This window comes from Pseudomonas sp. PME37.24/025 (genome assembly GCF_055556615.1).
This window is the reverse complement of record NZ_JBVHNK010000001.1, coordinates 45,490-58,751: the sequence shown is the minus strand read 5'-3', so window position 1 is coordinate 58,751 and position 13,262 is coordinate 45,490. Positions and strand designations below refer to the sequence as shown.

The 13,262-nt window shown below is 60.6% G+C and carries 8 protein-coding genes; 2 read left to right on the top strand and 6 right to left on the bottom strand.

Features of this window, described 5'->3' with window-relative positions; translation table 11 throughout:
- Positions 1-24 precede the first annotated feature (24 nt).
- Positions 25-1,038: an SDR family oxidoreductase gene (locus ACZ3HH_RS00195; RefSeq protein WP_465802063.1), complete on the bottom strand. Its 1,014-nt coding sequence runs from the start codon at positions 1,036-1,038 to the stop codon at positions 25-27.
- A gap of 475 nt (positions 1,039-1,513) precedes the next feature.
- On the opposite strand from ACZ3HH_RS00195, the gene ACZ3HH_RS00190 reads away from it, so the two are divergent.
- Positions 1,514-2,110, top strand: coding sequence for a TetR/AcrR family transcriptional regulator (locus ACZ3HH_RS00190; protein WP_465802715.1), 597 nt, complete (start codon positions 1,514-1,516; stop codon positions 2,108-2,110).
- A 506-nt stretch (positions 2,111-2,616) separates the two neighbouring features.
- Entirely contained in the window at positions 2,617-3,918 is a 1,302-nt protein-coding gene (locus tag ACZ3HH_RS00185; protein WP_465802062.1) for an MFS transporter, read from the top strand.
- A 143-nt stretch (positions 3,919-4,061) separates the two neighbouring features.
- On the opposite strand, the gene ACZ3HH_RS00180 is transcribed toward ACZ3HH_RS00185, so the two are convergent.
- From ACZ3HH_RS00180 to ACZ3HH_RS00160, 5 genes are all read right to left on the bottom strand, one after another.
- Complete coding sequence (locus ACZ3HH_RS00180; RefSeq protein ID WP_465802060.1) at positions 4,062-7,157, bottom strand: efflux RND transporter permease subunit; 3,096 nt, start codon at positions 7,155-7,157, stop codon at positions 4,062-4,064.
- Positions 7,154-8,266 carry an efflux RND transporter periplasmic adaptor subunit gene (locus tag ACZ3HH_RS00175; protein WP_465802059.1) on the bottom strand — a complete coding sequence of 371 codons (1,113 nt, stop codon included), beginning with the start codon at positions 8,264-8,266 and terminating at the stop codon, positions 7,154-7,156. The genes ACZ3HH_RS00180 and ACZ3HH_RS00175 overlap by 4 nt, the downstream gene beginning before the upstream one ends.
- A 29-nt stretch (positions 8,267-8,295) precedes the next feature.
- Positions 8,296-9,819 (bottom strand): efflux transporter outer membrane subunit, encoded by a 1,524-nt coding sequence (locus ACZ3HH_RS00170; protein ID WP_465802714.1) that lies wholly within the window; start codon positions 9,817-9,819, stop codon positions 8,296-8,298.
- A gap of 117 nt (positions 9,820-9,936) precedes the next feature.
- Positions 9,937-10,152: a hypothetical protein gene (locus ACZ3HH_RS00165; protein WP_465802057.1), complete on the bottom strand. Its 216-nt coding sequence runs from the start codon at positions 10,150-10,152 to the stop codon at positions 9,937-9,939.
- 123 nt (positions 10,153-10,275) lie between these two features.
- On the bottom strand, positions 10,276-13,191 hold the full coding sequence (locus tag ACZ3HH_RS00160) for an AAA family ATPase (protein WP_465802056.1): 2,916 nt from the start codon (positions 13,189-13,191) through the stop codon (positions 10,276-10,278).
- Positions 13,192-13,262: the final 71 nt, after the last annotated feature.

Genomic DNA, 13,262 nt, shown 5'->3' with positions numbered 1-13,262 from the left:
CAGGCTATATATGAATTGTTTCAATTAAGCATCTGTGTAATTATTTTTTCGATACCAGTCCAGGGTATCGGTCAATGTTTCAGCTACGGGGCGGAACTTGCACTTTAATTCCTTTGAGCTTTTGTTGTGGCTGAAATGGGTGCGCCCTTGTTCTTGCTCCATGAGTTTGACAGTGGAGGTGCTGATGAGTACCGGTTTTTTTGTAATTCGGTAATAACCTTCATAGATCAACGCAATTATACGCAGCATGAACAGTGGTACTTTGCGCTCCGGCGCTTTTACGCCGCTGACACTGGACAGTGCCTGGAAAATGCTTTTCATGTCCATATGATTGCCGGCTGCCAGATAACGTTCTCCGGATCTGCCGTGTGTGATTGCCGCGAGCTGATGTTCCGCCACATCCCTGGCGTCTACAACGGAAAAACTTCCAGGTAATACGCCAGGCAACTTCTTTCCGACAAAGTCGAGCAAGAACTGTCCTGATGAGGTGGGGCCGATATCCCCGGGGCCAAACATCCAACCGGGCAATACCATGGCGACGAACATGTCCGGGTGTTGCGACAGAAACTCCTGAACTTTCTGCTCAGACAATATTTTACTCAAGTAGTAATCGTCAGCCTCCAATTCACTGCGAGACATTGTTTCATCGATCACTTGATCTTTATCGCCCTTCAAAACCGCAATGGAGGAAGTATGGACTGCGCGACGAATGCCGGCGGTATAAGCGGCTTGCAATAATCGTTCGGTTCCCGTCACATTAGTGTCATACAATTTCTGCCAGTGCTTTCCGCCTTTGTAACTGTCGCGGAAATAGGCGGCTGTATGAAACAAGGCATCACAGCCTTGCAAAGCATGGCTGAAGGCGTCGACATTGAGCATGTCGCCTTCGACAAATTCGACAGGCAGGTTGCCGAACTGCTTCTTGGCTTTTGCGACGGAACGAACCAACGCTTTTACTTTGATGTTTCGTTTTAAAAGCGCATGAACGACATTATTGCCGAGCAGGCCAGTAGCGCCTGTAACGAAGGCATATTCCATTAAAATCCAGCTCCTGTGAGGTATCTGCTGCATTGAGATTGATGTCACCGGGCTCGATGCTTTGATCTGGCATTGGTTGCATCAATGGTGGCAAGTAAAAACCATTCGGTATCTGAAAATCAAGCGGTATTTCATGATCGTCGCACCGTCGACGTCCTTGAATCCGACCTAAAACACGAAAAACCCACAGTTTAGAGCGTTGTAGACAGCAGGCATTCATCAAAAAGCCCAACCTCGCTGATTCGATCGGGCAGGGGGGAGCACGCGTCAGGCTGGATACCTGCCTATCTTGGGCCTCCCTCCCGTCGGCCTGGTACATGGCATTTACATGGCACTCCTTAAAAGTTTAAAGGTGAAGTGATTAAGAAGGCGTAGTATAAGATATGATAGTTAAAACAGATTTTGCGCAGTGAGTAGCAGATCTGTTGCATCCAGTTACAAATGGATTTTTTGTTTGGCCAAAGGAGCCGAAGGTGTGATTAAAAAGAGATTGGGTCGAGAAGAAAGTCAGCAAGTAACAAGAGATAAGTTATTCGACACTGCCACTGAACTTATGGTGAGAAAAGGCTTTCACGCCGCCAGTGTCAATGCTATTTCCGAGGAGGCCGGTTTTTCGAAGGGGGCTTTTTTTTCAAACTTTTCAAGTAAGTCAGACTTGCTTCTGCAATTGGCTCAGAGATTCAAGAGGGTTGAAATCGATCGATTGAGTATTACCCTGTCTTCGGGGTATTCATCGGAAGAGTTGGCCTATGGGTTGAATGCATATATTGACACGCTTAAAAATAATACCAGTTGCGCGATTCTTGATGCTGAACTGCAACTGATTGCCTTGCGCAATGAAGAGTTCTCAAAGCATTATTACGATCTGCATCAGGAAAATAGTGAAGCCTTGGGAAAGCTGATTACCATTATATTTAATCATGCGGGCAAGAAGCCTCCTCTGGAGTACGCCGCTCTTGCAAGAACCTTCACCGCTTTGTCGGAAGGTTTGATACTGCAAGGGCATAAAGATCCGGCCTCTGAAATAAAGCTGGTGTTGAATTCGCTTATTCAGACAGCAGAATCTTTATAGACGCTGCCATTCTTGTGATACATACGGTATTCGCATGTCCGAGGCTCAGACCTCGGGCAGGATGCGAAAAGGCCCCTCTGTATTTTCATGGTGGTGGGGCATTGCCTGGTATGGAGCAAAGTGCATCGATGGATAAACGATCACTCAACACCGCAGCCCCTTGGTATCGATGCCGTGAACGGAGTCTGAAAAACGCGTTGATACTCATAAAATCACGCCCGTAACACCCAGGCTCTTCAGACGTCAGGGAGTGGCTAATCTGTCGTGGCACACGTGCAACCCGCACGTCCCATAAAAAATTCTTCTGCATTTCTTGTTGAGGGCAGCGTTTTCAATCCCCCTCGTAGGCACCGAGCGCTACTCTATAAACAATCAGAGTGCCTCTTCGTATTGAGTTCCGCAGTGGGGACTGCCTGTTCGGCGGGATCGGTCGTTTCGAACCAGCGAGTAACAAAGCGAAACGGGTTGTTTCAAAACCCGTTGAGTGAGGGTGGGGAGTTGATGATATGAAATTGTTCAGGCCGTTGCTTCAGCGGCCCGTAGCGTTGCTGTGGGGAGGGTTGGCGCTATCCTCAATTGGCGACGAACTCTTCGTGATTGCCATCGCCTGGATGGCGGTGCAGATCGCCGGTACCGATGCGAGCTGGCTCAGTGCTTTACGCGGTGCTGCTGCGTTGGCGGGCGCATTACTGGGTGGAATATGGGCGGAGCGTTGGGATCACCGTCGCACGATGATTGGCGCTGATCTGGTGCGGGCCGGACTTGCCTTGATTCCGGTGATCGCCTGGGGGCTTGGCATCATGAGTCTCTGGATGTTGGCGGTGCCGCTCATGCTCATGATGATCGTCAACTCGCTCTTCGAGCCGGCGCTACGCGCCAGTCTGCCACGCATTGTCGCGGCGCCGGATCAGCTGCAATCGGTCAACGTACTATTCGATGCCATCATCCGGGTTGCCCGGGTGATTGGGCCGATGCTTGCCGCCACGATTACGCTGCTGATACCGATCGAGCATCTTTTTACCCTGAACGGCATCACATTCCTGATCTCCGCCTGGGCGGTCATGAAGCTGGGTAAAGCGTTGCCGCGCCAACCTGTCAAGGCGACAAGCCGACGTGCCGGTTTCACTGCCGGTTGGCGAAGCCTTGTGGGGCGCAGCCAGATGCAGACGGTATATGTGTGTGCAGGACTGGGCAATGTTGCCTGGAGCGTGGGTATTTCAATCGGCATGGCGCTGGCCGTCGTCAAATACGATATCAAGGGTTTCGGTGTCCAGGATTTTGCTGCCTACGGCCTGATCATGGGTGCCTATGGGGCAGGGAACCTGATCTCCATTTTTATCGTGGGTAACTTGCAAATCCGCCGCTTGTATCACGGGTTTACCTTCGGCTCAGTGATCAACGGACTGGGCATTGCGACCATCGGTGCAGCCGTGATGTATCTGCCTCCGGAGCATGTTTTGGCGGGGATGATGATCGGCGCAGGTCTTGCGGCACTCGGTGGGCCACTGATTGACATCTCATTCATTCTGCTCATTCAAACCAAGTTCAAGCAAAGCGAGATCGCCGGGCTGGCCAGGCTGCGCTTTGCGGCGCTGGGTGCATCCATTCTGATAGCCGGTGCTTGCGGTGCTGCGCTGTATGCCCATTTTGAAACTGGCCTGGTTATTGTCGGTGCCGGGATTTTCGAGGTGATCGTGGGTGCGATCGTGCTGCTCGTTCCGAAGGATAACGAAGCCGTACAGGCGAACAGGGAAGGAGGTGCTTCATCGTCCTCCTTGGCGGATGGCAGCGAGGTGTTACCTGTTTGATGTGGCGTTCATTTGAACCGCGAGGGGGCGAAAGAAAGTAACGTTCGCAGAACCTCGCGGCTGACCTCGATGGTTTTCAGAAACGCTGCTGAGTAATCCTCTCTAATAGTGGTGAGGCCGGGCGCACAGTGCCACGGCATTCATCACTCAGAAGCGAGCGCGGCATCCCCCCGTACCAGTTGGGTGTCAGTGGCTGTCTGGCGATCCACCTTGAACCATGCGGCGTACAACGCCGGGACGAAGAAGATCGTCAGTAGCGTCGCCACGGTAAGGCCGCCCATGATCGCAATTGCCATTGGCCCCCAGAACACACTGCGCGTTAGCGGGATCATCGCAAGCACGGTGGCCAGCGCCGTCAGCATCACCGGACGGGCTCGGTGAATGGCGGCATCCAGCACAGCATTCCACGGGTCGCGTCCTTCGGCGATCTCGGTTTGTACCTGATCGATCAGGATCACCGAGTTGCGCATGATCATGCCACCCAGTGCGATGATGCCCAGGATTGCAACGAAGCCCAGCGGCGACTGGAACACCAGCAGCGCCGGCACCACACCGATCAGGCCCAACGGTGCGGTCAGCACCACCATCCACATGCGAGAGAAGCTCTGCAGTTGCAACATAAGCAGCAGCAGGATGCTAATCAGCATCAGCGGAGCCACCGCTAGCAGTGCCTTGTTGGCCTTGTCACTTTCCTCCACCGCGCCGCCCACGTCGATGCGGTAGCCCGACGGCAGCTTCGCTTCGATATCCTTGAGCAACGGCTGGATTTCCTGCGTCACCGATACACCTTGTTCGCCATCCTTCACGTCGGCACGCACCGTGATCGCCATGTCGCGGTTGCGGCGCCACAGCACCGGCTCTTCCAACTCAGAGCGCACCTGTGCGACTTGCGACAGTGGCATCACCGTGCCCTGGCGCGTGTAGAGGTTGATGTCTTTCAATGTGTCGAGGCTCAAGCGCTCCTCAGGCACGGCACGGGCCACGATGTCGATCAGGTCTTCGTGCTCGCGCAGCTGCGACAGGGTTGCGCCGTTCATCACGGTCTGGGTCGCCAGCGACACGTCGGCGGGCGTAAGGCCAAGCGCGCTCGCCTTGTCCTGATCGAGCTCTACCTTCAGCGTGCGCACTGGGTCGTTCCAGTCGAGCTGGAGGTCGCGCACCTTCGGGTTGGCTCCAACCACCTTCTCCACGTCGCGGGCGATTTGGCGCACCACCTGGGTATCAGGGCCGACGACGCGAAACTGCACCGGGTAGCCGACAGGCGGCCCCAATTCGAGCCGGGTCACGCGTACCCACGCCTGCGGGAATTGTTGGTCGGCCGAGGCCACCAGCCGTGCACGTACCCGCTCGCGAGCATCCAGGTCCTTGGTCATTACAACGAACTGGGAAAATCCCGGATTCGGCAGCTCGGGGTTGAGCGAGAGATAGAAGCGCGGTGCGCCGGCGCCGGTGTAGGCGGTGTAGAAACGCACGTCCTCGTCCTTCGCCAGCGTCTCCTCCATGTGCTTGACCTGCTCGGTCGTCGCGGCGAACGAGGCGCCTTCCTTGACGCGCAGGTCAATGACCAGTTCAGGACGCGAACTGTTGGGGAAGAATTGCTGCGGCACTAGCTTGATACAGGCCAGAGCCAGCACCAGAGCGCCAAACGTCGCACCGATGACCACCCAGCGGCGCTCGATGGCGGCGTCGATCAGGCGGCGCAGGCTGCGATAGAACTTCGTGTCATACATATCACCATGCTGGTGCTTGCCCAAGTCGTTGGGCAGCATCTTGACCGCCAGGTACGGCGTGAAGATGCCGGAACAAATCCACGAGAACAGCACCGCGGCGCCGACGATCCAGAAAATGCCACCCGCGTACTCGCCGGTGGTGGACTTCGAGAGGCCGATCGGCAGGAAGCCCACGACGGTGATCAGCGCGCCGGTCAGGCGCGGCATGGCGGTGGACTGATAGGAGAAGGCGGCCGCCTTCACGCGATCCATGCCGGTTTCCATCTTCGCCACCATCATCTCGATGGCGATGATGGCGTCATCCACCAGCAATCCCAACGCGATAATCAGCGAGCCGAGCGAGATACGCTCGAGGTTCCAGCCCATCGCCAGCATCACCAGCGCCACGCCGCCCAACACCAGCGGCACCGTGGTCGCGACCACGAGGCCGGCGCGCCAGCCCAGGCTGGCGAGGCTCACCGCGATGACGATGATCAGCGCCTCGGCCAGCGCGTGCGCGAAGTCGTGGATGGCATCCTTCACCGTGGTGGGTTGGTCGGCCACGAGCTCAAGCTCCACGCCATGTGGAAGCTCCGACTGGATGTTGGCGACTGCCGTGTCCATCGCCTTGCCAAGGTCCACGATGTTGCCGTCGCTGGTCATCGTGATGCCGAGCATCAGCACTGGCTGGCCGTTGTGACGCACCGTGTAGGTCGGCGGATCCTCGAAGCCACGTGTAACGGTCGCAATGTCGCCGAGCTTGATCAGCCGGCCGCCTGCGGAGATGGGCACGTTGCGGATAGCCTCTTCGCTGGCGAACTGGCCGCTCACGCGCACCATGACACGGTCGCCGTTGGTGTCGATCTGGCCTGCGGGCAACATGGCGTTCTGGCTTTTGAGGCTTTCGGCGATGGCCAACGGTGTAATGCCCAGTGCTGCCAGGTGCTCGTGTGAGAACTCGACGTAGATACGCTTGGCTTGCTTGCCAATGACGTCGATCTTCTTGACCATCGGCACTTTCAGCATCTGGCGCTTGATGTCCTCGGCCGCGTCCGACAGGTCGGCGTGACCGACACCGTCGCCCTTGATCGCGTACATCAGGCCATACACGTCGCCGTATTCGTCGTTTACGATCGGGCCGATCACACCATCAGGCAGCTCGCGGCTCAGGTCGTCGAGTTTCTTGCGCGCCTGGTACCAGGCCTCGCGCTGGTCAGCCTTGGAGGTGCCGCCGCGCACGGTGAGCGTCATGCCTGCGTAGCCTTGCCGCGCGTAGGTGACCACTTTCTCGAAGTTGTCGATCTGCTCGAATTTCTTCTCCATGCGGTTGAGGACCTGGTCCTGCATCTGCTGGGCGGTGGCGCCCGGCCAGATGACCATGGCGGTCATGGAGGGCACGGAAAAGTTCGGATCCTCGAGCTGACCGAGCCTGGTGAAGCTGAAGGCGCCAGCCACTGCGACAATGAGGAGCATGAACAGGACGATGGCGCGATGGCGCAGCGCCCAGTCGGTGAGGTTCAGGTTGTTCATCGGGCGGCCTGCTGCGTGGTGTTCGCGTCAACAATCGCCGCGCCGGGAAGCGCGACCTTCAGTCCGGATGCCATCTTCTGCACCCCGGCGGTGACGACCAATGCGCCGGCCTGCGGCCCGGAGACGAGCACCTCGTCGTTGCGGTAGCCCAACACCGCCACCTGCACCAGTTCGACGACGCCTACCGGATCCTTGCCCACGGGCGTGACCACCCACAGCGCAGGCTGGCCGCCGCTTTGCGTCAGTGCCGTGGCTGGCACCGCTGCCACCGAGACACTGGTCATCACACGCTCGGCCGTTACCGTGGCAGTGGCGCCCAGCGGCAGCGCCTGCATCGGTTTGAGCCGCGCGCGATAGGTGCGCGTTTGCGCCGCGGCCTGCGGCGACAGTTCGCGCAGCGTGACATCGAAGATCTCGTTCGGCGCACTGGCCAGCGAGGCCTTGAAACGCGCCTCCTTGAAGACGGACAGCTGAGCCTCGGGCACATCGATGACGATCTCGGATTCATCCGGATTCGCGATCGATACAACCGGTTGGCCCTCCGGAACGACCTGTCCGGCCTCAAAGCGCACGGCCGTGACGACGCCGCTACGCGAAGCGCGCAGCACGGTGTACTTGAGCCGGTTGCGCGCAAGCTCGAGCTTTCGCGCCTCCGCCTCGGCGGTCGCATGCGCGGTCTGGGCATTGGTATGTGCGCGCTCGTCGTCGGCCGCACTGACCGAGCCGTCAGCCTTCAGTGCAGTCAGGCGTTGGCGGTCCGAGTCGGCCTGGCGCGTCTGCTCGACGGCAACCGCCCACTGTTGTCGCGACGCTTCCTCAGCGAGGCGGTAGTCGCTGTCATCCAGCACAGCCAGGATGCTGCCTTCGCGCACAAACTGGCCTACATCGACGTTGCGCTGGGCGACTTTGCCGCCCACGCGGAAGGCCTGGTCGACTTCATGTCGCGACTGTACGGTGCCCACGTAGCGACTGATGTCGCGAGCATTGTCGTAGCTGATTTCAACGGTGCGTACCGGTCGTGGCGCCTGAACGGTCGGCTGGTCCGGGCTGCACGCGGACAGCATGACGGCTACGGCCAAAGCGCCGGCCGCAGTAAGGGAGGTTTTCAAGGCGGTTCCTCTTTGAAAAAGGCAGTTTCTTAAGAAAGTGGTGGCCGGTCGGCTTGGGTGGCTTGGCTGGCTGCGGTGGGAGTGGCGGGTTGTTCGAACACCTGCCAGCCCCCGCCCAGTGCCTTGTAGAGCTGCACGCTATCGAGCAGCAGGCGGGTGTTGCTGTCGTTGGCGCTCAGGCGCACCGACAAGCGCGCCCGTTGCGCGTCCAGCAGCGGCAACAGGTCGATCTGCCCCCTGTCGTAGAGCGACTGCGCGTGGCTCAGCGCTGCCTCCGCAGATTCGGTGGCCGACTGCAACGACTGGGCGCGCTGACGCTCTTGCGTCTGCGTGACGAGGGCGTTCTCCACGTCCTCGAGCGCGCGCACAATGCCGTCCTCGGCGCGCAGTAGCGCCTCACGCTGGCCGCTCTCGGCGACCTCGTTGATCGCGCGCGTACGCCCGGCGTTGAAGAGCGGCATCGCGAGCAGGCCGGCCACATTGGTGAAGCGGGCGGCCCCCAGATCCAGACCGTTCAGCTCAAGGCCCTGGCGGCCGTAGGATGCACCGAGGAACAGCCGCGGGAACCACTCAGCCGCGGCTTGTTTACGCCGCGCATTGGCGGCATCGAGCTGCGCCATCAGCGCCAATACATCAGGCCGGCGCTGTAGCAGGGTGGCGGGCTGGCCTTGGCGTGCCTCAGGCGCCACCGCGTTGCCACGGGAGGGCTGGATGCTCGTGGCATCAAAGGCCTGGTCACCGATCAGTACCGCGATGCGGTGTCGCGATACGGCTGCCAGCGTCTCCAGCGGTGGGATCTGCGCGTGCGCCGATGCGGCATCGGTCTGTGCGCGCTCGACGTCGAAGGAAGTCGCCAACCCTACACGGTGACGCGCATTAACCAGGCGCAGTGTTTCGTCCTGCGCCGTCGAGATCGCGCGCAATGTTTCGGCCTGGCGCAGTGCGCCGACCAGCGTGAAGTAGTTGCTGGCGACGTCGCTCATTACCAGCAGGCGCACGCCGCGCACGCCGTCCTCCGCGGCCAGTGCTTCGGCATCGGCGGCTTGCGCACCAGCGCGCAGGCGTCCACTCAGGTCAAGTTCCCACGAGACGTCCAGGCCTGCGCCCACGGTCTTGGTATCTGGATAAGCCTGCTTCTTGGCAGTGTCGTAGCCGCTGCTACGGTCGGAGCCGAAGGCGGATATTCCGACACTCGGAAAGAGCCAGGAGCGACTGATCGTTTCACCGGCGCGAGCGGTGCGCACACGCTCGGCGGCGATCTTGATGTCACGGTTCTCGCGCATCGCGCGGCGCACCAGATCCGTCAACACCGGATCGTTGAACGTCTCCCACCACGCGGCTTCGGGTTCCATCTCGGAGGCCGTGCTTGCGGCAAACTTGGCCGGCAGGTCTACCGACGGCTTGGCGACCTCTGTGGAACAACCGGTCAAGACCAGAGCGAAAGACGCGGCGAGCGCCGCACCCACGACGACGCCGAGCAGGCGTTCGGCATGTTGCAGGGGCGTCTGCCCGGCGTAGCGGGTCAATGGATGGGAGGTTGGAAGTCGCGGCATCGGATTGGACTCGTGTAGATTCGAGGTGGCATCAGCGTAGGGCCCGGTGTGTGCGAAGTCGTCAGCGAAGCGTCGCCGTTCGGTCGCCATATCGAGCGCTCATTCATGTTGGAGGTGTCACTCGCCGTCGGTATCTGCCGCGTGCTCGCCGGCCGCCGACGTGAGGTCCGAGTCAATCGACTCCAGCAACTCATCGGCGGACGAAAACTCGCGCTGACGCCCGGTGACCAGGTTTTCGAGGCGGCCCACGAGGGCGCCGGGCGTGGCATCGCTGCGCAGCTTCACGACGTACGAGCGACGATTGGGGTACTTGGATTCAGGGTTCAGGCTCATCACAGACCAGGGGGCAAGAAAGTTCGACGACAGCGTAGGCCGTCCCCCCTGGTGGAGTCGTAAGCGAAAGGTCAGACTTCGGTCGGGACAGCGCCGCTCCCTCAGGTCTGTGCCCTTGACTCGTCAATCAGACTTTGCCGCCTGAAGCAGCGAGCGCGCACGTTTCACCAGCTCGGTTCCATCTGTTTCGGGCAACTGGTCAAGCAGCGCCGCCAGGGCCTGACGGTCCTCCGCCGTGGCGTCGTGGTGCCCACACAATTCGACTAACGCCTGCAGCTCCAGCCACGGTGCTTCCTGGGCGCGAGCCTCCTCAACCGCACGCAGCACCGCGGTGCTGCCGTCATCGAGCCGGCCCTGCATCCGCGCAATCGTTGCCTCCAGCAGCAACAGTTGCGGCAGGTACACGCGCTCGCCCAATTCTTCCCCCACCCGTAGGGCTTCTTCTAGCTCGACTTGCGCAGCATCGCAATCACCCGCCAGCAGCAACGCTTCGGCGGCGTAGCCGAGCACCTCGCTGGCACCGGATCGCATGCCGAGTCCGGTGTGTTCGTCGTAGGCTTCGCGGATGCTGCGGTAGCCGTCTCGTGGCGCACCGTTGCGCGCGTCGGCCCAGCCGCGCCACCAGCGGCAAGCCGTGCGCCCCAGTGCGAGCGAATACTCGTCGACCAGCGTCTGCATGTCGTCAGCCAGCGCTGCCACACGCACAGGGTTTCCCATCCGCACCTCGATCAACACCTCCTGCCAGGTGGCGACCAGCCAGGTCATAGGCTGGCGAAGTGTTTGTGCGCGGGTCCGCGCCAGTTGCATGTGAGCCCGGCCTTGCTCAACCAGGCCAGAGCGCACGAGTTCTATGGCCAGCATGCCGTGCAGCATGACCTGAGGATCGGCCGCAAAGATCTCGTTCGCCCCGATGTTCAGCGGCTCGGCGATTGCGAGTGCGCGCTCCAGCCATCGGCGGGTCGCCTGCGTGCGACCCTGGAGATGATGCACCTCGCCCTGCACGATGCACGCCACCAGCATCAGTGCTGGATCGTTCGCCTCGGACGAGAGGGCTTCGGCGCGTTCCGCTACCGCCAGCGCCTGCGTATAGTCGCCGCGCAGACCGAGCAGATAGCCGAGTCCGTGCAGCAGGCGACCGCGCATTGGATGCTCGGGTACATCTGCTAGCAGCGTGTAGGCGCGTTCGAACGCGTTCCTGGCTTCGCTGCCGACACCGAGCGTATGGAACGCCGACACGCCTTGCAGCGTGGCCAAGGTGATTTCGAGCGTATCGCGCTCTATCCCTTCTGGCGCTTGGCGCAGCAGGACCAACGCGCGCTCAGTGAGGCCGATGCACAAGGCCGGGCTGAAGTGCAGCAGCGCGGCTTCCGCGGCCTCGGCGTAGTAGCGCAGCGCGGTCATCGGCTGCCGGGCCCGGTCGAAGTGCGTCGCCAGCTCCGAGGCCGCAACCGGCACGCCGGCCATGCGCTCGCGTTCGAGCGCAGTGCCAACCTGGCGATGAAGGTGGGTGCGCAATGAGCGCGGTGTGCGGTCGTACAGTACCTGGCGGAAGAGGGCATGCCGGAACGAGTAGGGTAGCTCCATCGTTTCTTCAAGTTCGGCGGCCCGCGACCGTGTGAGCCATACCTGCTCGCGCACCAGTTCCTCGCAGGTGTCGGCCACCGAAGCGAGGTCGCGCTCGAGGGCCAGCGAAACCGTCTCGACCCGGAATTCGACTCCGCATACCGCTGCCGCCGAGAGCAGCGCACGCTGCTCCGGCCCGAGCTTGCTGATGTAGTGGTCAATGATGGCCGCGAGGTTCTCGGGAACCGCCATTCCCGCCAGCCGGGCCTCGATGGTGGCGTCGTCGTCCGTGGTGTCCATCACTTCACTGATGACTGACGACACGAACAGCGGCACACCGTCGGTGCGCTCGTGCAGGGCACGCACGAAAGCTTCATCGCGGGCCAGAGAGGTCGAACGCAGCGCGACATAGTCAGCGACTTCGGTTTCCGAGAACGGATCGAGCACCACTTCCTCGCACAGACGTTGCAGGCGCAGTTCGTGGCGCAACGAGTTGAGCGGATGGTCGAGCGCCACCACCTCGGCGACGCGAAAGCTCGCCAGCCACATAAGCCGAGTGCGGCCACGTCGCCGCGCCACATAGTCAATGAGCTGGACCGTCGCCCGATCGCTCCAATGCAGGTCTTCGGTTATCAGCAACAGCGGCCGTTGCTCGGTGTAACGGTCCAGCAGTTCACCCATTTCCCGCAGCATGCGATCCGGACCGATGCCGGCAAGCTCGCGCCGCAACGCGTCTCGCTCTTGCGCGGTGCTCAGCCACGGCAGTTGCAGCAGCCAGGTCGGCGCCACGGCGCGCATCAGCGTCGGCAAGGCGGGGTCGCTGCGGCACAGATCGGCCAACGCCTCCAGCACCGGCAGGTACGGCTCGCCGGTGCCGTAGTGCTCCACGCAATGGCCGCGTGCGCAGGCGATGCCGCCAAGGCTGGCGAGGAAATGCTCGATCAACGTGGTCTTGCCAATCCCCGGTTCTCCGGCCAGCCAGACCACTGCACGATGCCCGCCGTAAGCCCGTTCCCACGCCCGTTGCAGTCTTGAGAGTTTGTCGGTGCGACCAATGAATGGCGGTGATGGATACGCTTCGGCCACTGGCACTGGCACTGGCACTGGCACTGTTGCGGATGCCGGTGGCATCGAAGGCGCAGGGGAGGGCGCGGCGATGAAGCGATAGCCGCGCCGCGACACAGTCTCAATGAAGCGGGGCTGTCTTGGGTCATCGCCCAGCACCTTGCGCAGATCGCTGATGGCCGTCTTCAGCACTGAATCGCTGACGAACCTATGCCCCCACACGGCATCAAGCAAAGCATCTTTGGTCACCAGCGACCCAGGCTGGCGCGCAAGTACGCACAGCAGAGTGAAGGGCGTTGGCGCCAGCGCCACGGTTTCTCCGTTACGCAACAAGCAGGCGTTGGCCTCGTCGAGCTCGAACTCGACGAAGCAGAGCTGGACTGGGTTCGGATGGGGCTGCGGACGCGCCACGTTGGATTCCTGACTAAAACATAGTTTCTAGCGCTGGGGCATTACTTCAATAACAACGCTGATTGGCTCAG